Genomic DNA, 24,930 nt, shown 5'->3' on the forward strand with positions numbered 1-24,930 from the left:
TGCTCCCGTTACCCCACCACGTAGCTAAGTACGCCAATCAAGCCGAAGACGGCCATCCGCAGCACGAAAATAGCGACGATCGGCGAAATGTCGATCATGCCCATAATCGGCGGAATAAAGCGTCTGAACGGGGACAAAAAGGGCTCGACCACCTTGCCCAGCAATTCTCCAATGAAGCTCTCACGGGCATTCGGTACCCACGACATCAAAATATAAATTAGAATCATGTAAAAATATATATCATGCAGCGTCCAAATTAAGCGATAAATATCAAATCCCAAGCTGCCTTCACCTCATTCTGTTATTGTATTCATGTTCTTCTGTCAGTATCTCCGTAATCGAGCCTTGTATTTCTACGGTATCCGGTGTACATAGAAATATGTTGCCGCCGATTTTGGAAATGCTGCCGCTCAGCGCATAGATAGTACCGCTAAGAAAATCAATAATACGCATCGCCTGATCGTTGCGAACCCTTTGCAGGTTCACGACGACGGACCGATGCGAGCGCAAATGATCCGCAATTTCCTGCGCCTCGTCATAAGAACGCGGCTCGTAGAGGATGACCTTCACGTTCTTCTGGGAATGGATACTGACTACATTGTTCATCTTCTGATTCCTCCGAGCCTCAAAGCTAGGAGGTTCAAGTTCGGCTTCCTCTTGTTCCTGCAGCCTCTCACGCTCCACGATTTCTTCTTCTTCCTGAAGGCCCAGAAAATTCATAAACCGATTCATAACTCCCATTACATCTCCTCCCCTTCCCCTACTAGTATTGTACCTAAGCGCACCCAAGTCGCTCCTTCCTCAATCGCTACTTCAAAATCCCCCGACATCCCCATCGACAGATCGGTTAACGGTTCCTTCGTAATTTTCTGGGCATTCAGCTGATCCCTTAGCTCCCGCAGGCCACGGAATACCGGTCGCGTCAGTTCTGGATCATCTTCGATTGGCGCCATCGTCATGAGTCCAATGATTCTTATGTGAGAATAAGAAGCGATTGCCTCAAGTAAACCAGCCGCCTCTTCAGGGCTAACTCCGTGCTTGGATGTTTCCCCAGATACGTTCACCTGCAGGAATGCGGATACGATAATCCCTTGAGCTGCTGCCCTCTTCTCCAGCTCCTTGGCTAAGGAAAGACGATCCAAGGAATGAATATATTGAAATTTGCCAATGACGTCCTTTACTTTATTGGTCTGCAGATGGCCAATGAAATGCCATATACCCCGCCCTTCAAGCGCCTCCCATTTAGGAACCGCATTCTGCGGACGATTCTCTCCGATATGAACGACGCCTTCATCCAGCAGCAAGCCTGTCGTCTCCAGGCCTACGTACTTCGTGACCGCGACGATGCTGACATCGTCACGCTGCCGGCCGCTTCGCTCGCAAGCCGCTTGGATGCGGCGTTCCACCTGCTGTATCCGATCTTTGAGTGACAAAGAAAGGATCACCTCTCTTTCATGCCAATCCAGCTCGCCATCCTTCCGGTAACCCCGTTTTGTTTGCGATAAGAGAAGAACTTATCGGGATGGCAGCTTGTACACCATGTTGTACATTCGATATGAGTCGGCAATATTCCTGCTTTTATCATAATGATTCGATTCAATTCTTTCAAGTTCAGCATGCATCGGCCCGGATTCGCGGACGGCGCTGTGAATGCAGCGGTCTCCTCGCCCGCCGGCAGCCCGGCTCTTACCTTGGACATAACCGCTTCATCAACCTCGTAGCAGCATTCCCCGATCGACGGCCCGATAGCCGCCCGGATGTCCTCTCTGCGGCTTCCATACTCCTTCTCCATCGTTTCTATGACCGCAGTCGCGATATGGCCTACCGTGCCTTTCCAGCCGGCATGAGCCAGGCCTACGGCTCCATGAACAGGATCAAGGAAGTAGAGCGGAACGCAATCGGCATAAAACGAGGCCAGCATAACTCCACGAACGTTTGTAACAAGACCATCCGTATTCTGAATGGCACTTTCCCGGTCCAAATAACCTTTGCCTGCATCGGCTTGGTTTACGACGGCTACGTTCGTTCCATGAACCTGCTCGCCACAAGTCCACTGCCTAGGCTCGAAGCCCAGAAATTCCGCTAGAATGCGGCGGTTACCCAGCGCATCCGCCTGGTTATCGCCAACATGGTAGGCTAGGTTCAGCGAATCGTATGGGGAACTGCTCACTCCGCCGTTACGGCCGCTAAAGCCAGCACTTAGTCCGGACAGCATTTCGCTCCAACTCTCCAGCATAAACATTTCGGTTTGCCCAGTCGTTTCAATAGCTTTCCATTTAAACGGTTCCATCATCCACCTCTTAAGCATTTCATCTCCTGAAATGGTACTGTAAACTCAAGTTTACCATAAGGCGAACTGCTTTTCGAAGAGGCAGCCCGCCAGCATTCCATGATTTTTAACCTCGGCGCTCTGCTCTTCCATCCCGATCGATATAGACAGTCGTCTCGAATTGCTGCACGGCGCTTTGGGCCAAGCCATCCATTTTGACCAGCACGACGTCCGAACCGATCTTCACAATGTTCTTCCAGGGAATGATTAGATCGCTGCCTCCCCCGAACAAGCCCATGAACTTCGTGTTGACTGGAACCACGATCGCTTCAATTACACCCTGCTGCAAGTCGAGCTCCAGATCGCTAATATGCCCCAGCCTTTTTCCGTCAACGACATTAATGACGTCCTTCGTTTGAAAATCTGATATTTTCATGCCAGCCTCCTCACCCCATCGTTCGATTTTAAAGTCTTCGGCTTCCGTTACAGCTCCATGTGTTTATGTATATGATGATCGTCCGCAAAACATTTAAATTATGCTTTCTTAGATCAAAAAAAAGGCTCCCGAAGGAACCTTTAGTTTAAGACTTAACGTGCTTCTGCATTTGTAAAATAGCGGATTTCTCAAGCCTCGATACTTGCGCTTGGGAGATGCCGATTTCATCCGCGACCTCCATTTGCGTCTTACCTTCGAAGAATCGCATCGACAGAATCATCTTCTCCCGGCGGTTGAGGCGCTGCATCGCCTCACGCAAGGCAATCTCCTCGATCCAGGATATATCCTTGTTCTTGTCGTCGCTAATTTGATCCATGACGTAAATCGGATCGCCGCCGTCATGATAAATCGGTTCAAACAAAGAGACCGGATCCTGGATGGCATCCAGAGCAAAGACAACATCCTCCTTCGGCAAGCCCAGCGCTTCGGAAATTTCAAAGATCGTCGGCTCCCGCGAATTCTGGTTGGTCAGACTGTCGCGCATTTGCAGCGCTTTATAGGCGATGTCGCGCAGGCTGCGGGATACCCGAATCGGGTTGTTATCCCTTAAATACCGCCTAATTTCCCCAATAATCATCGGTACGGCATAGGTCGAGAATTTTACGTTTTGCGATAAATCGAAATTATCGATGGCTTTCATGAGTCCAATGCAGCCGACCTGGAATAAATCGTCTACAAACTCCCCCCGATTGTTGAATCGCTGGATGACACTCAGCACTAGCCTAAGGTTGCCATTCACTAACTTTTCTCTGGCTGATCTTTCATTGTCCTGCTGCAGGGAGCGGAACAACTCGCGCATTTCCACATTGGTTAGAACGGGCAATTTTGCAGTATCTACACCGCAAATCTCGACTTTGTTTCGGGTCATCGTGTCTTTACCTCCCAAGGAGAAACTTAATGATCATTATCTCCCGGGACTGCATTTTTATTCCTTTGTTTATGGTCTCCTAGACCATCTTGTTGAACTCCTTGCGGAGACGTTTGATGATCCTTTTCTCCAGCCGGGAAATGTAAGATTGCGATATTCCCAGCAAATCAGCCACGTCCTTCTGCGTCTTCTCATCTCCATCAACGAGGCCGAAGCGCAGCTCCATAATCATTCGCTCCCGCTCGCTCAGTTTATCAAGCGCTTTATGCAGCAGCTTGCGGTCGACCTGCTCCTCAATGTTGCGGTAAATCGTATCATTCTCCGTGCCAAGCACGTCGGAGAGCAGCAGCTCATTGCCGTCCCAATCAATATTAAGCGGTTCGTCGAAAGATACTTCCGTGCGTATTTTGCTATTGCGCCGTAAATACATCAGTATTTCATTCTCGATGCAGCGGGAAGCATACGTTGCCAGCTTAATCTTCTTCTCCGGATCGAATGTATTGACGGCTTTGATCAGTCCGATGGCTCCAATCGACACGAGATCCTCAATGTTAATTCCCGTATTTTCGAATTTTCGGGCAATGTAAACGACTAGACGCAGATTTCGTTCGATGAGCATGGCTCGAATTGCAGAATCTCCCGTGGACAGCCGCTGCAGTAAATACTCCTCTTCTTCCCTCGTCAAAGGAGGAGGAAGCGCCTCGCTGCCCCCGATATAGTAGATTTCTTCACTCTTGAGCCCGAACAGGAACATCAGCCGATAATACTGCAGTTGCAACATCAACTTCCATCTAACACGCATTCCATTTCCTCCTATATCACGATCCTGATGTACTAACAAGATACTCCTCTTCCCGCCCTGCCATCCCCTCGAGCAGAACCGGATGAATGATTGCACGGTAAGCCGACTCCGTGGACAACCGTCCCCCATCCAATCCGATTAACACCTTGCTGGACGTTATCGTCCGCCCTTCTCGAATAATCGACACTTCATCCGGCTTCAGAGCGATCATAAACTGTGAGCCTTTGTTAATTCCCCGGTAAGGCACAAGCCGTAGGCGATCCCTCCACGGAAATAAATCTTCATCACTCCACTCCATGATGAGGTTGTCCGCTTGTTCCGCAGCTAGCCCTCTTAGAAAAGAATCCGGCAGCATCTGATCCCATAACGAAGCCTCCATGACCATAACCGGCCATCTCGTTAACGGATCCTTCAACTGATTGCCGGTATCGACAAGTCCCGTGCACCGTACCGTCGTTTCATCGATGCGTACCTGCACTTCAGCCAAACAGCTTTCTACACGCTCCACTGTACGCCTCGAGGAAACAACCGCCTTAAACCATAGAACTACTATAAAAAAAACAACGATCGTAAATATTGAACCTACTTCAAGCGAAAAGCCAAGTCCCCCGGAAGCAGAATACCAGATTCCACTCCACACTTCCCCAGAATTTTGCAGCAGATAATGAATGCCCAAAATGCCGCCGGCAGCTGCAAAATTCACCATGTAGAAGGCTCCCATATTCCGCAAATAGTTTTGCAGACTAGCATAGCCAAAGGCGATCCATAGCATGATGACGGAGAATAAAAACTTTACCAGGAAGGTAAATAGGAAAGTTAGCTCCGGGAGAAACATCATCAGGACATAAGCAGCTCCCACAGCCGCAGAGGCCGTGATCCGCCACGCCCTCACCCGCTGCTTCCTGATCCAGGCCGTCATTAGCAGCAAGCTCGCATCAATCAGCAGGTTCATGAGAAATATGAGATCGATATAGACGACCACTTCGTTTCACCTGCCTAGCCCCTCCCTAATCTTCTTCCTGTTATGCTAGAAAAGCTTTCCTTGAGCCACAGGAGTTGCTATCAGTATAAAGAGAAGCAGTCGTAAAGTCTGTCTAAAATTAGGTGAAGATAAGTACTAGTTTTGTCGAGCAATGCAAAAAACCTCCATCCCACGATTTGTGGAATGGAGGTTTAGATTTTGGGGAGATTTGGTCAAACTTATTCGTTATTGTGACGGGAACGGTTGCGGAGGAAGGTTGGGATGTCCAGTTGATCACCGCTCGACTGATTTCCAAAAGGTCTCAACGAAGATGCCGCTTGGCTATCTTGCGTTTCTGCTGTGCTTGCACCCGGTTTGCGAATCGGCGCTGCCGAAGACTTATGCTCGAATCCGGTCGCAATGACCGTTACCTTTATCTCTTCCTTCAAACTCTCATCGATAATTGCACCGAAGATCATATTAACTTCTGGATCAGAAGCAGAAATGACGATCTCAGCTGCCTCATTAACTTCGTATAGGGACAGGTTCGATCCACCTGTAATATTCATAATTACGCCTCGAGCGCCTTCAATTGAAGTCTCGAGCAGCGGACTCATGATCGCCTTGCGAGCGGCTTCTGCCGCACGATTCTCGCCTGTAGCTTCACCGATTCCCATTAGGGCGGATCCGCGTTCTGTCATAATCGTCTTCACGTCAGCAAAGTCAAGGTTGATCAGACCCGGGACGGCAATCAGGTCGGAAATACCCTGAACCGCTTGGCGCAGCACGTTATCTGCCTCGCGAAATGCCTCCAACATCGGCGTCTTCTTATCTACGATCTCAAGGAGACGATCGTTAGGAATAACGATAAGGGTATCTACCTTCTCCTTCAATGCTTCGATGCCAAGCTCGGCATGCGAAGAACGCTTGCGTCCCTCGAAGGTAAACGGCCGGGTCACTACGCCTACGGTCAGCGCTCCGCACTCTTTGGCGATTTCCGCAATGACCGGGGCAGCTCCCGTCCCCGTTCCGCCGCCCATACCGGCAGTTACAAACACCATGTCCGCACCCTTCAATGTGTTGGCAATCAAATCGCGGGATTCTTCTGCCGCTTTCTTGCCCACATCAGGGTTCGCGCCTGCTCCAAGTCCGCGGGTCAGTTTGTCCCCGATTTGCAGCTTATGCTCGGACTTGGCTAAATGAAGGGCTTGGGCATCTGTATTCACCGTAATGAATTCTACCCCTTGCACCCCGTTCTCGATCATTCTGTTCACAGCGTTGCTACCGCCACCGCCAACACCAATGACTTTTATTTGAGCCAAACTCTCCATTTCGAAATCAAATTCCAACATACTCTTCCATCTCCCCCTCATTGTGCATGGATGGCCCGTCCATCTTGAAGTTAAATGAATTCACTGAATAGACTCTTTAGACGTTCCATAATCCCTGGTTTGCTTACGCTCTCCTGGGTAGTTACCGGTTTATTCCGGTTGGTTGTCTTCTTTGCACCGTTCCCGGTATTCCGGACGCGGATATTTTTGATGACCTTGTATAATATGCCAACGCCTCCCGTGTATCCGGGATCACGGACACCAATATAGTCCGGTACAGCGACCCGTACGGAAGCGGCCAGTTCCTCCTGAGCAACCTTTAGAAGTCCAGGCATCGACACGGTTCCTCCCGTAAGTATATAACCTCCGGGCAACTCGTTGTAACCGAGTCGTCTGACTTCCTGCCGGATCATTTGAAATATTTCCTGAACGCGAGGCTCAGCAATCGCAGCCAAATCCTCCTGGGTAAATTCCTTGTCTACATTGCTCCCGATTCTCGTAACTTTGAAAGTTACGTCTGCCGCCGAATCCTCGATGGAGGCGCAGCCATACTTCAGCTTCACCTTCTCCGCTTGATCCGTTAACGTGCGAAGACCGTACGCAATGTCATTCGTTATAAATTCTCCCCCTATCGGAAGCGTAGATGTCGCTGTAATTGTACCATTTTCGAATACTGCAATCGTCGTGGATCCCGCACCAATATCTACCAGCACGGAGCCCATCGTCTTCTCGTCCTTGGACAATGCAAGTTGGCCTGCCCCAAGAGATAGCAATACCAGATCAGTTACCTTCAGCCCAGATTTCTCCACGCAACGAAGCAAATTATGTATTGCTGTCTTTGCGCCCGTAATAATCGTTGCTTCGACTTCCAGACGAACCCCGATCATACCCCGAGGGTCTTGAATCCCTTCTAAGCCGTCCACAACGTATTGCTTGGCGACCACATCGATAATTTCCCGCTCCGGAGGAAGCGCAATCACTTCCGCCGCTTTCAGCACGCGGTCGATGTCGTCTTCACCGATTTCACGGTCTTCATTCTGTACGGCTACTACCCCGTGGCTCGTCTGGAGTCCGATATGATTTCCCGAAATGCCGACGTATACTTCCGATATTTGAATACCTACCATCCGTTCCGCATGATCAACAGCGCTGCGGATCGATTGTACGGTTTGGTCAATATCTACAATCGCGCCTTTGCGAATTCCTTCCGAGTCGGCCGATCCAACTCCAATAATATTAAAGGTTCCATTACTAATTTCCCCAATAATAGCACGAACTTTGGATGTACCGATGTCCAAACTAACAATGATGTCATTGTTGCTCAAGCTCTGGCACCTCCTATTTCCAATTCAAAATTATTTTAGCCTTATAAAACACACACTCTACATATTCAACATCGTTTGACCTTTCCCTCTTTTTTCTACAATTTTTTTGAATTCCATCTTTTGCATAAAGTAGGATAAAGGTAACGATAGAATAGGTTCGCAGACCTCTATGTCCAATGTTATGAACTTAGACAAAAAGGATCTCTACAAAAACTAGCCCATAAAATGTATTTTACCATTGTTTCTTATTCATGAGTAGTATCATTTTGTTCGTCAGGTGGTTCGTAAGGGACATAAGAGTCCGCCTCCAGCATGGTAAGTATTCCGGGATCCTGGGACTCCAGAATAGAGTTCATGTACTCCAGCTTCTTCGGAAGGAGCGAAATCGCCGTCACCACCTCGAATTTGGAGCCGGTGTACAGCTTGATCCGATCCGGATATGACAAGGTAGGCGATGGCACGATTTCCGAAATGTCAGATACCTGGTCATCGGGGACTTGCGCCAGAACTTGGCAGAGCTTGGACAAATTCGGATCATCCGCCATCCATCCCGTCAAAATCGGCTTCTCCATCGGCATTGATCCGATACCCAGGCTGATCTTAGTCCCGTTGGCTAGAAAACCTTTCAAACCTTCATCCACAGTCAGTTCATACGCTGCCAGCGGATATTCCTTAATCCGGATCGTAATCCCTCCCGGAAAAGACTTGTCCACCTCAGCATCCTCAATGGACGGAATCTTCGTCATTCGCCTCGCTATCGTATCCGAGCTCGTCCCAAAGAATGGGGCACCGATCTTCAGTCCGCTGATTTCCAGTAAATCCTCATTTGACGTATATGAGCTTCCTTCAAACGAAATGCTGGAAATTTTACTTAAAGACGAACGAAAAAAAAGCACCGCGAGCAAAGACAAAAACAGAAGGATTAGGATCCCGGCTATTTTTTTGCTGCTTTTTCTTTTCGGTTTTGGTTGCTTCAACACCGGCATATTGGCTTTAGACATAACTTTTCTCCGATTTATTGTAATGTGCAAAGCCTTTATCCCCTCCGGCGGAGGGGATAATTCAAGGCATCATCAGGCCAAGTCCAACTGCTTGAGTACAGGAGTATCACGGCTCACGGCGCCGCCCAGCCGCTGAAACATCACTTCTATTCGATCATAACCACGGTCAATGTGGTATACTCGTTCCACGATCGTCTTGCCTTGCGCGGCTAATCCGGCAATCACGAGTGCGGCACCGGCTCTCAAATCCGTCGCCTCCACGGTAGCGCCGTACAGTCTAGGCACCCCGCGAATAATCGCTGCATTCATGTCAACGGAAATATCTGCACCCATTCGCACCAATTCATCCACATGCTTGAAACGACCTTCAAACACCGTTTCCTTCATTAAACTAACACCGTCAGCCAAAGATAACAGAACCATAACCTGGGACTGCAAATCCGTAGGAAAGGAAGGATAAGGCGAAGTTATGATACGTTCTACCGCTTTTAGGCGGCCTACGCTGCTTACAGTTATTATATCATTGCAGGTACTGATTTGAACACCAGCCCGGCGCAGTACATGAAGCAGTGAGACCAAATGGGAAGGATTACAGTGCGTCAGGGTTACCGTTCCTCTTGTGGCCGCTGCAGCAATGAGTGCTGTGCCCGCCACAATCCGATCAGGAATGATCTCGTAATCGCAAGGATGGAGCCTTGCTACGCCCTGGATCGTGATCGTGTCGGTACCGGCGCCCATAATGCTCGCGCCCATGCAATTAAGGAAGTTTTGCAGATCCTGAATTTCGGGCTCCCGTGCCGCATTCGTAATTACGGTTGTTCCTTCAGCCAGCGCCGCAGCCATCATAATGTTCTCCGTAGCGCCGACGCTCGGGTAATCAAGATGAACGTCACTGCCTACAAGTTTGTTCGCCCTGCACCAAATCTGATGATCATTCTCCTCGATCACGGCTCCAAGAGCCTGTAATCCCCGTAAATGCAAATCGATTTTCCGTTCGCCTATCGCGCAGCCGCCGGGCTGATATATGCATACTTCCTTAAACCTCGCCAGCAGCGGCCCCATCAAAAATATAGAGGAGCGCATTTGCTTCATCAAATCCTCCGGCACATGACTGGAATCGGCCCCGCTGGCATCGACCATGACCGTGTCGCCCTTATGCACCGTTTTACAGCCTAATCGGCTCAAAATGCCAAGCATAACATCAATATCGAGCAAACGAGGAACATTTCGAAGTTGCACCGCCCCCTCAGACAACAAGCTGGCAGCCAAGATAGGCAGCGCGGCATTTTTCGCTCCATGGATTTGAATGGTTCCTGATAGGGGTCTCCCGCCTTCAATCACCAATTTGTCCAATGTATCACCTCCGAGTTTACCGTTCACCCACGAAGTAAACCTCCGGCACCAAAGCGATATCATATTTTGAAGCTATGGTATCCTTGATTAGCTCCATGAGCGCGAGAACGTCCTCTGCTGTCGCTTGCCCCGTATTGACAATGAAATTGGCATGCAGCTCGGATATTTGCGCTCCGCCTATACTTCTCCCCTTAAGTCCTGCCGCTTCGATCAGCCTGGCCGCATGATCCTTTGGCGGATTGCGGAATACGCTTCCCGCGCAAGGCTGCTGCAGCGGCTGAGTTTTACGGCGGCGATCCTTGTAAGTAGCCATGGCAGCCGCAATCTCCAAACGGTCCCCCTCCTCCAGGGTGAAGATGGCATTTGCCACTACACCTCGGCTCCCATGCAAGATGGAATGGCGGTATGAGAAGTCCATATCCTGTGCATTGTAAGTTACCAACTCACCCGTCTCCAGAACAATTTCAGCGGATTTAAATATGCGTGACACATCAGACCCGTGAGCGCCGGCGTTCATATATACGGCTCCACCGACGGTTCCCGGAATACCCCCAGCAAATTCCAGACCGGTCATGCCTTCTTTACCCGCCATAATGCTCAGTCTTACGAACGAGGCACCTCCCCCCGCTTCGACCTCGGTTCCCCGAAATTGGATCTGCTCCATTTCTCTGCCCAGCTTAATTACCGCACCGCGAATGCCCTTATCGGATACGAGCATGTTGGAGCCCTTACCTACCATTAACCAAGGAATTTGCTCTTCATGTAGCTGGCGAATCAAATTTGCCAGCTGCCGCTTGTTCTCTGGGACGATCAGAGCGTCGGCCGGCCCTCCAATTTTCCATGTCGTATATTTCGACATTGGCTCGTTTGGCAAGACCATGCCTACTTCCTGTTCTGACAATTTCGATATCCACTGCTGCATCTGAAAATCCCTCCTTGACTAACATGCCGATTCCCGTCCGGTAGTCAGGCCGTACGATGATCGGTTCTATCCGTATACTTCCACCGGCTGCATGGGTTCGCAGAGACGACGCAGGATGACGACTTTCCTTCTGTCCCGCATCGATTGTCACGATTTATATGGTATATTATGCCCTCTGAACTAAGAGTGTGACAAAGGCCCAGCAACGATGAAACTTCTATCGTTTTCCTTGATTTCGGGCCAGCCGCCGCATTTCCTCCACGATCAAATGAGCCGATTCCGGCTTGCCAAGCTTCTTCGCTTCTGCCGACATCGTCCGGTGAAGAGAGGCCTCCGTCATAATTCGTTCAATCGCCGCAAACAATTCGCTGCCGCTTAATCGTGGCTCGAGAATCACCTCGGCTGCTCCGGATTTTTCAAGCGATCTTGCATTTTTCTCCTGATGATTGTTCGTGACGTTCGGCGACGGAATTAGGATCGATGGAATGCCTAGAGCCGTAATCTCGGCCAGAAACGAAGCCCCAGCCCGGTTCACGATCAACGAGGTGCAGGCCAGCACCTCCGGCATATTATGCACGTAAGGCAGCACCCGCATATTATCCGGAATCTCGCCTACTTTTGCTGCGATTGCCGACTTCGTAGTTTCATAGTAGCTTTCACCTGTAACGTAAACAAAATAAATATGCCCCAACTTAGAGACGGAAGATGCCATTTCAACCATCGCTTCATTAATCGCCTTCGCCCCGCGGCTTCCCCCGACAACGAGAACGATCTGGCTGTTCGGCGGAAGCCCGAGTGAAGCATAACCCTTGCTTTTATCCGCTTCAAATACCGTCGTAGCCCGCGGGTTCCCGGTATAGAGGATTTTCTGAGCTGCCGGGAAAGCCTCCCCAGAGCCTTCGAAGCTGACCGCTACGGTGGATACATATTTGCTCAGAAAACGATTTGTCAGTCCGGGTACCGCGTTCTGTTCATGGATGATGCTCGGAATACCTAGCTTGGCCGCCGCATACACGACTGGGCCGCAGACGTACCCTCCAGTTCCGATCACCACATCCGGTTTGAATTCGCGCAGAAGCCGTTTGGAAGTACGCACGCCTCTCATGAAACGCACAATCGTTTTGACGTTATCAAACGACAGCTTCCGGCGGAAGCCGGTAATATTAATAGCTTTAAAAGGTATATTCTCTTTGGGCACCAGGGAGCTCTCAAGCCCCCGTTCGCCGCCAATATATAAAAACTCGGAATCAGGGTATTCCGCACCGCATTGATTCGCAATGGCCAGAGCGGGATAAATATGTCCCCCCGTTCCGCCGCCGCTTAGCACGACGCGCATACTTGTTCACCTCGCATAACGGGATAAATTCAATAGAATACCAAGCGCCGTCAGCATCAGCGTAAGCGATGAGCCTCCGTAGCTGATCAGCGGCAGGGTGATGCCAGTGACAGGCATGAGACCGATGACGACGCCGATATTGATGACAACCTGTACAGCTACCATACCGACAATTCCGACGGCAAGCAAGCTTCCGAAGCTGTCTTCCACTGTCATCGCCACTCTCATGCCCCTCCACACTAATATGAGAAACAATAGCAGCACTAGTAATCCGCCGATAAAACCAAGTTCCTCCGCCAAAATAGAAAAGATGAAATCCGTCTGCGGCTCGGGAACATAGCTGTATTTCTGGCGGCTCATCCCCAGCCCGAGACCTGCTAATCCGCCAGGACCGATCGCATACAGCGATTGAATGATTTGATATCCGGCGCCAAGCGGGTCAGACCATGGATCGAGAAAGGCGGTAATCCGCTGCAAACGGTACGGCGCAGCCAACACGAGCCCGACGAATCCGATTGCGCCGATCGTAGCCAGTCCAGCCAAGTGCTTGATTCTTGCTCCAGCAGTAAATACAATCAGCAGGGATGCACCCATCATGACCGTACCAGTTCCTAAATCCGGCTGCAGCATGATGAGGCCAAACGCTAGTCCCATAATGCCAAGCGGCGGCAGCAGCCCCTTCGTAAATATCGTAATCTTGTAATCTTCCTTACTGAGCCAATAGGAAAGGAACAGAATCATTCCAAGCTTCATGAACTCGGATGGCTGAATGCCGAAGGAACTGATACCAAGCCAGCTTCGGGCACCGCCCCGTACGACACCTATGCCCGGAATAAGCACGATGACGAGCAGAGCAAAGCAGACCAGCAAACCGAGCTTCGCATATTTCCGCAAATGGCGAAAATCAAAATTCATCATGAAGAACATCGCCACAAGGCCAAGCACAGCGAACAGCAGCTGCCGCTTGACGAAATAAAAGGAATCGCCGTAATCATGAAAAGCGAGTACGGATCCCGCACTGTATACCATTATAATTCCTATAGCCAACAGTCCCAATATGCTGGACAGCAGCCAAAAATCCGGCGCCATGCGATTTTTGCCCATCGTGGAAGCCACCTCTTAACCGAAAGTAGGGGCTTTTCCACCCCCCTACTTAAAGGGTATGCACCGCCTCTTTAAAAATGCGTCCACGCTCCTCGTAAGAAGCAAACATGTCCCAGCTGGCGCAGGCAGGCGACAGTAAGACGATATCCCCCGGCTCCGCCAGACCGGCAGCCTTAAGGGTTGCGGTACGCAGCGTCTCGGCAGCACTGTCTCCAGTATCGACAACCAAAGCATCCGATAATCCGGCAAGCTCGGCGATATGAGCTATTTTCTCCTTCGTCTCCCCTAGCGCCACAACGGCTTTCACCTTGTCCCGGAATACAGTAAGCAGTTCCATGTAATCCGAGCCGCGGTCCAGCCCTCCGGCAATGAGCACAATCGGCGCGTCAAGCGCTTCAATCGCCATCGTCGTCGCCTTGGAATTCGTTGCTTTCGAATTGTTATAGTAAGTCACGCCCTCTTTTACAGCGACGTACTCCAGCCGGTGCTCTACGCCGCGGAATGTGCGCAGCGGCTCGACAAGCTGTTCGGGGTTTGCTCCTGCTACAAGGCATGCGGCGATTGCCGCCAGAGCGTTCTCCGTATTGAAGCGTCCCGGCAGGCCGACCTCGTCCACTCGAATAATATCGATGACAGCTCCCTCAGCATTCCTGTAAACGATCGTTCTTGGCTGTTGATCCGTACCGTGCGGCAAATACGGAGGATCGACATAAATTCCTTCCGTCTCCAGCCGCTCCGTCATAGAGAACGGGAAAAGTTTCGCTTTAATATACGGGACAAGGTCCCGGCAGACCGGATCATCCCAATTGATTACGGCGATGTCCGCTTTCGTCTGATTGGCGAAGAGCTTCGCTTTCGAGGCAACGTAGTCCTCCATCGTGGCGTGATAATCCAAATGAGTCTCGGCGACATTGAGCAGTACACCGACAGCGGGACGAAACTGCTGCGTCCCTTTCAGCTGGAAGCTGCTCAGCTCGACAACCATCCAGTTGTCCGCGCGGGCTTCTTCGGCTGCCTCGCAAAGAGGCGTTCCGATATTGCCAGCGACGACCGGATTAAGGCCAGCGCTTTGCAGCATGTTCCCGATCCAGGTTGTGGTCGTCGTCTTGCCGTTAGAGCCCGTAATAGCGATCATCGGCGCGGCGCATAAGCGATAGGCAACCTCGACTTCGGTCACGACGTCAATGCCTAGCTCGAGAGCTTTGACGACGGGAGGCGCGCTGTAGGGAATGCCTGGGTTTTTCACGACCAGCTCTATTCCCTGATGAATCAGGTCGTCCGGATGCCCCCCGCATAGAATAGAAATTCCCAAAGCCTCTAATTCAGAAGCTTCGGGACATTGTTCTCTGTCCTTTTTGTCGTTTACGGTTACGATCGCTCCTAGGCGATGCAGAGTTTTGGCAACTTGGACGCCGCTTCTTGCCAGGCCCAGGACGACAACCTGCCGTCCCCGGTAATGTTCTGGATGCTTCATGATTTTACAACCCCTTGTTTAAATAAAGTCCAATCCCAGCCAGCAGCAAGCCAACGGCCCAAAAAGTAACGACGACCCGCCACTCCGACCAGCCTGACAATTCGAAATGATGGTGAATCGGACTCATCTTAAAAATTCGTTTGCCGCGAGTTTTAAAAGAAATAACCTGCAGCACGACGGACAGCATCTCGATGACGAAGACCCCGCCAATTACGAGAAACAAAAGTTCGCTCTTGGTAATAATCGCAATGGCGGCAATGGCGCCCCCGATGCCAAGCGAACCGGTATCTCCCATGAACACTTTCGCCGGGTGTGCATTGAACACAAGAAAACCCAGCACCGCACCGATCATCGCTGCCGCGCATACCGCTGCCGGTATCGACGTCGCCTGCATCGCGATCACCGCGTATGCCCCGAAGGCAATGGCGCTCACGCCGGACAGCAATCCATCTAGTCCATCGGTAAAGTTCACCGCATTACTAATTGCAAGCATCATGAGGATAATGAAAGGATAGTAGAACCATGCTCCCCAATCAAAGGATATCGACGTCCCCGGAATGCCCAGCGCGGTGCTGTGTCCTTCGGAAATCAGCAGGGCGCAGACGATGCCGGCGAACAGCAGCTGTCCGAACAATTTCTGTTTGGGCGTCAGTCCCAAGGAACGTTTAAATACAATTTTAATATAATCATCCAGAAAGCCGACCAGTCCGAAACCAAGCGTCGCTACGAGCAGTACATAGAAATCCGTATTGATCACCGAGAATTTCAGGAATGCCAGTGTGAAAGCCAATACAATGACAATACCGCCCATCGTCGGCGTTCCCGCCTTCTTCCGGTGGCTCTGCGGTCCCTCGTCGCGAATCTGCTGTCCGAACTTCATCCGCCGCAAAAGCGGAATGAGCAGCGGAGCCGAAATGACGGCCAGTATGAAGGATACTCCTATCGTTAACAATATAAGTCCAAAATCCATGGGATCACCCCCTTATTAGCCGGTATTTATTGATGAAGATCACTATTCTTTACTGCCTCCACAACTTCCTCAAGCTTCATGCCCCGAGACGCCTTGACGAGCACTATATCCTCGGGATGGAGGACAGTCACTAGTCCCGCTATTAACTCAGCTTTATCAGTATATGCATGGATGCTCCTTTGGTCCAAATGCCCTGCGGCCCCTGCCGCGATTTTCGCGCCTAGAGTTCCATAGGTGAACAGCTGGTCCACTTTGCCGCCTTCCATAAAGGCACCGACCTCCCGGTGCAAAGCGTCCTCGGTCTCCCCAAGCTCCAGCATGTCGCCCAAAACGGCGATTTTGCGGCGATAGCCCTGCATATTTTCAAGTACGCCGATAGCCGCCTTCATGGCCGTGGGACTTGCGTTATATGCGTCATTCAATATCGTGATACCGCTGCGGCCCTTCACGATCTCGATCCGCATGCCCGTTAGTTTGACCTGGGTCAGTCCTTCCTTGATCGCGGCCTCCGTTACCCCAAAATAGCGTGCGACGGCGATGGCTGCCAGGCAGTTGATGACGTTATGCCGGCCAAGCAGCGGTAAATGAAGCGGTTCGCCGCCTCCAGCGCTGGATGTAAACTCCGTCCCGTCATCCATGAACGTCAAATCGATGGGGTAATCGTCGTTATACGGCTGCAAACCGAAGGTTACCGTATCGAAATGACCCGGTTTGAGCGTCGCCGATTCCGAGAGAACCTCTTGGATGAGCGGCTCGTCACCATCATAGACGAGCGTTCCTCCGGATTTCAACCCTGCCAATATTTCCAGCTTAGCCCGGGCAATTTCCAACCTGGACCCCAACTGCAGCAAATGTGCTTCACCGATGTTGGTGATGATCGCCACTTCCGGCTCAGCCAGCTTCGAGAGCAGCTCGATTTCATGCCGCCCGCTCATGCCCATCTCCAAAACGGCAATTTCCGTATCCTCCGGCATAGCAAGGATCGTTAACGGCAGCCCGATATGATTGTTGAAGTTCCCTTGCGTCTTATGCACGTTGTATGTGGTCGACAGCAAAGAGAATACAATATCCTTGGTCGTCGTCTTGCCGTTGCTTCCCGTAATTCCAACTACCCTTACTTCGCTCTCCTTGAGGTAGTTTTGCGCCAGCTGCTGAAGAGCCGCTAATGTGTCATCCACGATAACAGCCGATCCTGGGGGCTCGCCTTTGGCTTTCTCCCACAATACGGCGTCCGCACCCGCTGCGAGGCAGTCCCCGGCAAAATCATGACCGTCAAATTTCTCGCCCACTAGCGGAATGAACAGGCAGCCCGCTAATATGCTGCGGGAATCCGTCGTTACGCCTTGTATCATCAATTCGGCGTCCTCCGGGCTGCGGAGCTCGCCGCCGCACATCGCCGCTATTTCTCTCAATTTTCTCTTTATCACTTGTTCAAGCCCCTTATCGCTTCTTTGGCAACGATCCGATCGTCGAAGTCATGCACCGCCGTACCGATCAATTGATAGGTCTCATGACCTTTCCCCGCAATCAATACTACATCTTCACTGCTTGCCATTTCAATAGCCTTCCGGATCGCTTCCCGCCTGTCTATAATCAGCTCGTAGCGCTCCTCGTCGACGTTGTCCTCTGCAAGCCCGGCTGCAATATCGTTCAGAATCGCCGCAGGATCCTCCGTGCGCGGATTATCGGACGTGACGATGACATGCTGCGCATATTTGGCGGCTATTTTCCCCATGACAGGCCGCTTCGTCCGGTCGCGGTCCCCTCCGCAGCCGAATACACAAATTACTCGCCCTTCGGCGAATTCCTCAACTGTGCGCAGCACGTTCTCAAGCCCGTCCGGCGTATGGGCATAATCAACAATGACGGCGAATGGCTGGCCTTCATCCACAGCCTCGACCCGGCCGTCAACGCCTTTTACAGCTTCCAGGCTTTCTTTGATACGATTCAGCGAAACACCCTCCAACAGGGCTGCAGCTATCGCCGCAAGCGCGTTGTACACATTAAATTTGCCCACCATTCGCAGCGTAATATCGGTACTGCCCTGAAACGTATCAACATGAAAAGAAGTCCCCCGCGCCGTAATGGCGATGTCCGATGCCCGGATATCAGCCGCTTGCTCAACGCCGTAGGTGATGACTTCCACCGCCGTTTGCTTCGCGAAAAAAGCGGAAGCCGGATCGTCTGCATTCAGCACGGCATAGCTGCGAAGCCCTGGATCTTCCTCAAATGTATTCCCTAGCCGCGAGAAGAACAGCCCTTTAGCGGCGCGATACTCTTCCATCGTATGATGATAATCCAAATGATCCTGCGTCAAATTCGTAAATACAGCGGTACGGAACCGCGTCCCTTTTACTCTTCCCTGCTCAAGCGCATGCGAGGATACCTCCATGACACAATAATCCACGTTGCTTTGTGCCATTTCATCCAAATAATGCTGCAGATCCAGCGATTCTGGCGTCGTTCTCGGCATCGGGAAGGCCTGCCCCCCATATTTCCGTTCAATGGTGCCGATCAGCCCTGTATTACTGCCTTGGTCCGCAAGGATGCGTTCAATAAGATAAGTCGTTGTCGTCTTGCCGTTCGTCCCTGTCACACCGATAACTTTCAGGCGCGAGCTCGGCGTATGATAAAATACGTTGCCTAATATCGCCATGGCCAGCCTGCTATCCCTCACCTGAAGCTGCGGCAGATCGACATGCTCCAAATACCGCTCCACAACCAGCGCAGCAGCTCCACGCCGAGCGGCCTCCGGGGCGAAATCATGCCCATCTACCGTATGGCCCGGCAGGCAGATGAACAAATCGCCAGCGTTAACCTGCCTTGAATCGATGGCAACACCCCGGCATGTCGCCTCTTTGTCACCGTGTATTCTGGATGCTATTAAATATGTAGCCAGCTCTGTCAGCAGCATGTAAGACCCCTCCGTCAAATTGTTGCTCGATTTCCTTTTCAATACACTCACTTATATTATCACCAAGAGTATGGTTTTTCAGGAATATTATTCACTATGATCATGCTCAATCCCAGCTTCGGATTCTTGACCCATGTAAATCCGGATGGTCGAACCGCTCTCCACCCGCGTTCCCGGCTTCGGCGCCTGATTAATCACGATATTGCCAACCCCCGATTTAGCCAGGGAGAAGTTCATGTTCAAATCCTCGTAGATTTCCTGCACGCTATGCCCGATCAAATCGGGGACGGTCACGATCTTCGTTTCCCCGTATTTGTATTTCTTTCCCATTTGGTCCTTGCGGGGAGGGACTTCCATGTACTCCAAGGCATCGGTCAAAATATTGCGGACGATTGGCGCAGCGACAACGCCCCCGAATTGAATGCCCTGAGGATTATCCACAGCCGTGTAAACGACGATTTTCGGATCGTCTGCGGGAGCAAAACCGATAAACGAAACGATATGCTCGCTTGTCGAATATCGGCCATTTACGACCTTCTGCGCCGTTCCCGTCTTGCCGCCGACCCGGTAACCGTCGATAAAAGCGTTACCCCCAGTTCCGTTGGCCACAACGCTCTCCAGCGCGCTTCTTACTTGCTTTGAAGTTGCCTCGGAAATGACCTGCCGGACAACAGTCGGCTCTACCTCGTCGACAATCTGTCCGGTATCGGAATTAGTCCACGACTTCGTCACATGGGGCTTATAGAGCTTGCCGCCATTAATGGCGGCCGACACGGCCGTAATCTGCTGGATCGGGGTTACCGAAACCCCTTGCCCGAAGGACGTTGTCGCCAGCTCTACGGGGCCAACCTGAGAGAGCTTGAATAAAATACCGTTCTCTTCCCCGCTCAAATCGATCCCTGTCTTGCTGCCAAAGCCGAAATCCTTAATGTACTTAAACAAGGTCTCTTTACCGAGCCGTTGTCCAAGCGTCACAAAGCCCGGGTTGCAGGAATTCTCCACGACCTGCAGGAAGGTCTGGCTTCCATGGCCGCCTCTCTTCCAGCAACGAAGCGAAGCCCCTGCTACTTTAATAAAGCCGGGATCAAAAAAACCTTCGTTAAGATTTACTTTCTTCTCTTCCAAAGCTGCGGCAAGGGTAATGATCTTAAATGTTGACCCCGGCTCATAGGTCATCCAGATCGGCAGATTTCGGTTGTACACCTCGGCGGCGTATTCCTGATAATTTCCCGGGTCATATCCTGGACGAGCGGCCATCGCCAATATTTCTCCACTATTGGGATCCATCGCGATGGAAATCGCCGAGTTCGCCTGCAATCTGGCCATCGCCTGATCGAGCTCCCGCTCCATGATGCTCTGAATCGTCTTGTCAATCGTAAGCTGCAAATTAAGCCCATCCTTCGGCTCGACGTATTTCTCCGACGAGCCCGGCATCAGCCTGCCGCCCGCATCGGACAAATACGAGATGCTGCCGCTCATTCCGTTCAGCTGGCTGTCGTATTTCTTCTCGACGCCAGTCAGCCCCTGATTGTAACTGCCGGTAAAACCGAGAATATGAGCAGCCAGTCCTCCATAAGGATAATACCTTTTGTTGTCCTCAGCAACAACAATACCCGGGAGAGCTAAATCACGAATTTGCTGTCCTTTTTCCATCGTAATTTTGCGTCCGCCGGGCTGCAGCCTGACTATCGATTGTCGCTTCGTGATCGTCTTGAGAATCTGTTCCTCGCTCATGCCGAGCAGAGGCGCCAAGCTTCGTGCCGTAGCCTCAGGTTCCTTGATCTGTACAGGTATCGCCATGACCGTTGGCGTCGTTATATTATAGGCGAGAGTAACACCGTTACGGTCGCTGATTTCCCCCCGTTTAGCCGAGAAAGGGATGTTGCGCCGCCAGGATTCCTCCGCTTTTGCCGACAATTCCGCGCCTTGGCCTATCTGAACGTAAGCGAGCCGTATAACCAGGGCCGCAAAAAGCATAACCAGCAGCAGCAGCAGCAATAGCAGTCTTCGCCTGATAGTTATCTTGGATACTTTCATAGTTTGCCCCCCTGTTCGTTCCTCAAAGACATGATCGTACTGCTATCATGACTATTCAGGACAAACAGGGGTTAGAACAAGCTATGGGGATGAGACACCGGATTCCTCAGCGTCCGGCGCGTTCTCGTCGTCGCCGTCTTGCTCTTGATCTGAAGCGTCTTGATCCGCTTCCTCCTCGGTCTCATCCTTGCTAAACGGCTCCAGCACAAGCGTAACCTGCCTTTGGCCTTGAATCTCCGTTACCTGCTGATCAACAACATAGCCTTCGCCTACGGTTCTTACGGCCACCTGGAGCACGGACAACAGCTCCATGGCATCACGCAAAGATTGTCCCTTCACGTTAGGGATATTCAGATGCTGGCCTTCTTCCGTGAGAATGTACATATGCTGGCCTAGCTTCATATGGGTTCCGGCTTTCGGAAATTGGGAGACGACCTTGCCGCCACTTCCCAGCGTCGCATAGGAAATCCCCTTGCCTGCAAGTAAATCTTTGGCTTCCTGAACCGCCAAACCGTTAAGCTCAGGCGCCTTCGCGCCGGTTGCAGTTGAAGAAGAGTTTGTTACCTTCTCTAACTGCTTCGGTACTCCCATATATTGCAGAACCTGATTCAGAATCTTTTTGACGATTGGCCCTGCCGCCGTACCGCCGCCAAGCTCGGAATTGCTCGGTTCATCAATCAATACAAGAATAACGATTTTCGGATTATCGACAGGTGCATAGCCAACGTAGGAAACAACCTGCTTTGTGTAATCGTACCCGCCCTTAACGGCCTTTACCGCGGTACCTGTCTTGCCGGCAATGCGATAGCCATCAATATAGGCATGACGGCCGGTTCCAATCTTTTGATCAGAGACGACCTGCTCCAAATATCCGCTAACTTCCTTCGCCTTCTCCGGCGACATGATTTGGCGGATGACTTTCGGCTGCGTAGTCACAACCTCCCCGGTATGAGGATCCGTAATGGATTTGACGATATGCGGCTCCATCAATTTACCGCCATTGGCCACCGCGGCTACCGCGGCTACCTGCTGGATCGGGGTCACTAGCAGCTTGCCGTGCCCGTAAGACATGGCAGCATAGTCTGCCTGGTAAACGGGACTAACCGTCCCCTTCGCTTCTCCGGGAAGCTCGATCCCTGTCTTTTGACCGAAGCCAAAATTGTCGACGTATTCCTTCAGCAGATCAGGACCCAGTTTCTCGTAACCAAGCTTAACAAATGCAACGTTACTTGAGCGCTTGACTCCTTCCAAATACGATATCGCTCCCCAGCCTGACCGTTTCACGTCGTGAATCGTCTGGCCGGGTACGCGAATGCTTCCGGACATGAAGCTCTCATTCGGATTGAACATTCCCTCCTGCACGGCTCCAGCCAGCGTCACAATCTTAAATGTAGAACCTGGCTCATAGACTGATTTAATCGCATGGTTGTAGAAATTCTTCTGGTCGACGTTCTTCCAGTATTCATTGGGATTGTAGGTCGGCATATTCGCCATGCCCAGAATCTCCATCGTATTCGGATCCGCCGCGATCACCGTCATGCTGATCGGCTTCAGTTCGGCATAAGCTTCCTTCATCGCCTCTTCGATATAATACTGGATTGTATAGTCGATCGTCAGCTGTAAATCCTTGCCATTTTTGGCCGGCGTAAAAATTTCGCTCGCCTTTGGGATCTCAATTCCGCGGCCGTCGCTCTTGTATTCAAGCGATCCGTCCTGGCCTCTCAGCTCCTCATCGTATAACGCTTCGATGCCCGTCCCCTGTACGGCCTCGCCTTCACGATTGACATAACCGAGCACATGCGCCGCCAGGTTGAACTTCGGATAATAACGCTTTTTATCCTTGATGAGAATGATGCCAACATCTTCAAGTTCATGCTCTTTCATCAGGTCATCTCTTAACTTCTCAACCTGTTCCTTTACCTCCTGATCGACCTTCCAGCCCTCTCTGCGCACTTCTCTTTGCCTATAGTACTCGCCGTTATCATTCTTGGCATTCACGAGTTCGCGCAGCTCATCCTCTTTCTTGCCGAGTATGTCATGGAGTCCCTTCACGATATCTTCCTGGATTCCTGCCTCATGAATTAGCTTCGGATTGATGGCCACGGTGTAGGCGGGAGCTTCCATCGCCAATATGTCGCCATTACGATCGATGATTTTTCCGCGGCTGGCCGGGATCGTCTTCTTCTTAGACCATACCTGTTCCGCATAGTCTTGCCAGAAATCCGCCTCTACGACCTGAATCCAAAACACTTTCCCCATCAATACAGCAAAAAAGAGGGTAATAACTCCCCCTATAAGCAGTGTCCGCAGTTTGATTCTCTTGATCATGGCTCGAACCTCTTTAATTCTTTATTTCCGGGCGATCTTGGCAGCTTCTCCCGAATTCGCAGTTTTACTGCCAGAGTCCGTCGAAATTTGTACGTGAAACCCTTCTTCGTTCGATTCCGTGTAACCGAGCTTGGCGGCTTCCTGAGGAATTTGTTCCTCAAGCTTCTCTTTCTGAATCGTCAGCTCGTTCATCTCGGAATTGAGCTTCTGCATGTCGGTATTCATGTTATACATTTCCCGTTTCATGTTATAAAGATTAGCATTTTGCCACAGCAAACCACCCATCACGGCTACGCAGAACACGATCGTGAACATATACAACAGCTTCTCCCGGACAGGAAGGGCAGCTCTGCGGGTGACGACCTTTGTCGTTTCACGGTAGCGCTGCGACTGATAGCCGCGTTCTTGATTCTTTTCTTTTACTGCCAAATTACCCCGTGTATAGGCCATTTCTCGATTCCTCCGCTACAGATTACAATTTTTCCGCCACGCGTAATTTTGCTGAACGCGCCCGGGGATTATCGGTTAGTTCCTCCTCGGAAGGGAGCACCGGCTTCCGGTTAATCAGCTTAAGCTCACCTTCCCCCCCGCAAACACACAACGGGAAATCCGGAGGGCAAGTACATCTCTCGACGAATTTCGCGAAAATTTGCTTGCAAATCCGGTCTTCTAGCGAATGAAATGTAATTACCGAAATTCTACCGCCCGGCGCGACGCATCGAATTGCGGCATGCAATCCGTCCTCGAAGGCGCCCAGTTCATCATTAACCGCGATCCGCAAGGCCTGAAAACTTCGTTTCGCTGGATGTCCGCCAGTCCGCCGCGCCGCAGCCGGAATTCCTTCTTTAATGAGTTCAACCAGTTGACCCGTCGTCTCGATTGGATGCTCAGCACGTTTCTCGGCGATGACTTTAGCGATCCGCCTCGAAAATTTCTCTTCACCGTACTGATATAAAATTCGTGCGATTTCGCTCTCCGGCCATTCATTCACGATTTCTCTAGCGGTCAGACCGGCCGTCTGATCCATTCTCATGTCCAGCTGGGCATCCGCATTGTAGCTGAAGCCCCGATCGCCTTCATCGAATTGTGGAGAAGACACGCCCAGATCAAACAAAATGCCATCAACCTGTGGCACTCCGTCCTTCTTAGGAACCCAATCGATCTCGGATAGTTTTTCCTGCAAATATCTAAAATTGCTTCGCACCAAGGTTAGCTGTTCCCCATAAGGAGACAATTTGGCTTTGGCATTGTCATGCGCCCAATCGTCCTGATCAAAGGCGATGAGCCTGCCCTCCGCTCCGAGCTTGGACAAAATTACCGAGCTATGCCCTCCGCCTCCCAAGGTACAATCTACATAAATACCACTCGGCTTGATGCGCAGCCCTTCTGTCGCTTCTTCTTTAAGCACTGTGATGTGATGAAACAAGCTGCAGCCCTCC

The 24,930-nt window shown here is 51.1% G+C and carries 23 protein-coding genes; all 23 read right to left on the reverse strand.

What is annotated here, in order from left to right; all coding sequences use genetic code 11:
- Positions 1 to 8: 8 nt before the first annotated feature.
- On the reverse strand, positions 9 to 281 hold the full coding sequence (locus ACYUJT_RS13535) for a YggT family protein (protein ID WP_460322874.1): 273 nt from the start codon (positions 279 to 281) through the stop codon (positions 9 to 11).
- A 7-nt stretch (positions 282 to 288) separates the two neighbouring features.
- Entirely contained in the window at positions 289 to 741 is a 453-nt protein-coding gene (locus ACYUJT_RS13540; protein ID WP_460322876.1) for a cell division protein SepF, read from the reverse strand.
- Positions 741 to 1,433, reverse strand: coding sequence for a YggS family pyridoxal phosphate-dependent enzyme (locus ACYUJT_RS13545; RefSeq protein WP_460322878.1), 693 nt, complete (start codon positions 1,431 to 1,433; stop codon positions 741 to 743). The genes ACYUJT_RS13540 and ACYUJT_RS13545 overlap by 1 nt, the downstream gene beginning before the upstream one ends.
- 8 nt (positions 1,434 to 1,441) lie before the next feature.
- On the reverse strand, positions 1,442 to 2,290 hold the full coding sequence (gene pgeF / locus ACYUJT_RS13550) for a peptidoglycan editing factor PgeF (RefSeq protein WP_460322880.1): 849 nt from the start codon (positions 2,288 to 2,290) through the stop codon (positions 1,442 to 1,444).
- A 106-nt stretch (positions 2,291 to 2,396) separates the two neighbouring features.
- Complete coding sequence (locus tag ACYUJT_RS13555) at positions 2,397 to 2,705, reverse strand: YlmC/YmxH family sporulation protein (RefSeq protein WP_460322883.1); 309 nt, start codon at positions 2,703 to 2,705, stop codon at positions 2,397 to 2,399.
- A gap of 145 nt (positions 2,706 to 2,850) precedes the next feature.
- On the reverse strand, positions 2,851 to 3,633 hold the full coding sequence (gene sigG / locus ACYUJT_RS13560; protein WP_460322885.1) for an RNA polymerase sporulation sigma factor SigG: 783 nt from the start codon (positions 3,631 to 3,633) through the stop codon (positions 2,851 to 2,853).
- A gap of 79 nt (positions 3,634 to 3,712) precedes the next feature.
- Entirely contained in the window at positions 3,713 to 4,435 is a 723-nt protein-coding gene (sigE, locus tag ACYUJT_RS13565; RefSeq protein ID WP_460322887.1) for an RNA polymerase sporulation sigma factor SigE, read from the reverse strand.
- Positions 4,436 to 4,451: 16 nt separating this feature from the next.
- A complete protein-coding gene (gene spoIIGA / locus ACYUJT_RS13570) occupies positions 4,452 to 5,417 on the reverse strand; it encodes a sigma-E processing peptidase SpoIIGA (RefSeq protein ID WP_460322890.1) in 966 nt (321 codons plus the stop codon).
- Positions 5,418 to 5,635: 218 nt separating this feature from the next.
- Entirely contained in the window at positions 5,636 to 6,748 is a 1,113-nt protein-coding gene (gene ftsZ / locus ACYUJT_RS13575; protein ID WP_460322892.1) for a cell division protein FtsZ, read from the reverse strand.
- A gap of 50 nt (positions 6,749 to 6,798) precedes the next feature.
- Positions 6,799 to 8,052 carry a cell division protein FtsA gene (gene ftsA / locus ACYUJT_RS13580; RefSeq protein WP_460322894.1) on the reverse strand — a complete coding sequence of 418 codons (1,254 nt, stop codon included), beginning with the start codon at positions 8,050 to 8,052 and terminating at the stop codon, positions 6,799 to 6,801.
- Positions 8,053 to 8,297: 245 nt separating this feature from the next.
- Positions 8,298 to 9,053, reverse strand: coding sequence for a cell division protein FtsQ/DivIB (locus ACYUJT_RS13585; RefSeq protein ID WP_460322897.1), 756 nt, complete (start codon positions 9,051 to 9,053; stop codon positions 8,298 to 8,300).
- A gap of 72 nt (positions 9,054 to 9,125) precedes the next feature.
- Positions 9,126 to 10,406: a UDP-N-acetylglucosamine 1-carboxyvinyltransferase gene (gene murA, locus ACYUJT_RS13590; protein ID WP_460322899.1), complete on the reverse strand. Its 1,281-nt coding sequence runs from the start codon at positions 10,404 to 10,406 to the stop codon at positions 9,126 to 9,128.
- A gap of 16 nt (positions 10,407 to 10,422) precedes the next feature.
- Positions 10,423 to 11,328, reverse strand: coding sequence for a UDP-N-acetylmuramate dehydrogenase (gene murB, locus ACYUJT_RS13595; protein WP_460322901.1), 906 nt, complete (start codon positions 11,326 to 11,328; stop codon positions 10,423 to 10,425).
- A 217-nt stretch (positions 11,329 to 11,545) separates the two neighbouring features.
- A complete protein-coding gene (gene murG, locus ACYUJT_RS13600; RefSeq protein WP_460322904.1) occupies positions 11,546 to 12,664 on the reverse strand; it encodes an undecaprenyldiphospho-muramoylpentapeptide beta-N-acetylglucosaminyltransferase in 1,119 nt (372 codons plus the stop codon).
- Positions 12,665 to 12,670: 6 nt separating this feature from the next.
- Positions 12,671 to 13,768: a stage V sporulation protein E gene (gene spoVE, locus ACYUJT_RS13605; RefSeq protein WP_460322906.1), complete on the reverse strand. Its 1,098-nt coding sequence runs from the start codon at positions 13,766 to 13,768 to the stop codon at positions 12,671 to 12,673.
- 49 nt (positions 13,769 to 13,817) lie between these two features.
- Complete coding sequence (murD, locus tag ACYUJT_RS13610) at positions 13,818 to 15,242, reverse strand: UDP-N-acetylmuramoyl-L-alanine--D-glutamate ligase (RefSeq protein WP_460322909.1); 1,425 nt, start codon at positions 15,240 to 15,242, stop codon at positions 13,818 to 13,820.
- A gap of 4 nt (positions 15,243 to 15,246) precedes the next feature.
- Positions 15,247 to 16,212, reverse strand: a complete 966-nt coding sequence (mraY, locus tag ACYUJT_RS13615; protein WP_460322912.1) for a phospho-N-acetylmuramoyl-pentapeptide-transferase — start codon at positions 16,210 to 16,212, stop codon at positions 15,247 to 15,249.
- 26 nt (positions 16,213 to 16,238) lie between these two features.
- Complete coding sequence (locus tag ACYUJT_RS13620; RefSeq protein ID WP_460323321.1) at positions 16,239 to 17,636, reverse strand: UDP-N-acetylmuramoyl-tripeptide--D-alanyl-D-alanine ligase; 1,398 nt, start codon at positions 17,634 to 17,636, stop codon at positions 16,239 to 16,241.
- The gene (locus ACYUJT_RS13625; protein WP_460323323.1) at positions 17,636 to 19,126 is read right to left on the reverse strand and encodes a UDP-N-acetylmuramoyl-L-alanyl-D-glutamate--2,6-diaminopimelate ligase; all 1,491 of its coding nucleotides are present in this window, start codon (positions 19,124 to 19,126) and stop codon (positions 17,636 to 17,638) included. Before ACYUJT_RS13625 ends, ACYUJT_RS13620 begins: the two co-directional genes overlap by 1 nt.
- Positions 19,127 to 19,213: 87 nt before the next feature.
- Positions 19,214 to 21,163, reverse strand: a complete 1,950-nt coding sequence (locus tag ACYUJT_RS13630; RefSeq protein ID WP_460322915.1) for a stage V sporulation protein D — start codon at positions 21,161 to 21,163, stop codon at positions 19,214 to 19,216.
- 81 nt (positions 21,164 to 21,244) lie between these two features.
- Entirely contained in the window at positions 21,245 to 23,491 is a 2,247-nt protein-coding gene (locus tag ACYUJT_RS13635) for a penicillin-binding transpeptidase domain-containing protein (protein WP_460322917.1), read from the reverse strand.
- Positions 23,492 to 23,512: 21 nt separating this feature from the next.
- A complete protein-coding gene (locus ACYUJT_RS13640; RefSeq protein WP_460322920.1) occupies positions 23,513 to 23,920 on the reverse strand; it encodes a hypothetical protein in 408 nt (135 codons plus the stop codon).
- A gap of 43 nt (positions 23,921 to 23,963) precedes the next feature.
- Complete coding sequence (rsmH, locus tag ACYUJT_RS13645) at positions 23,964 to 24,917, reverse strand: 16S rRNA (cytosine(1402)-N(4))-methyltransferase RsmH (protein ID WP_460322923.1); 954 nt, start codon at positions 24,915 to 24,917, stop codon at positions 23,964 to 23,966.
- Positions 24,918 to 24,930 lie beyond the last annotated feature (13 nt).

This window comes from Paenibacillus sp. YSY-4.3 (assembly GCF_054767475.1).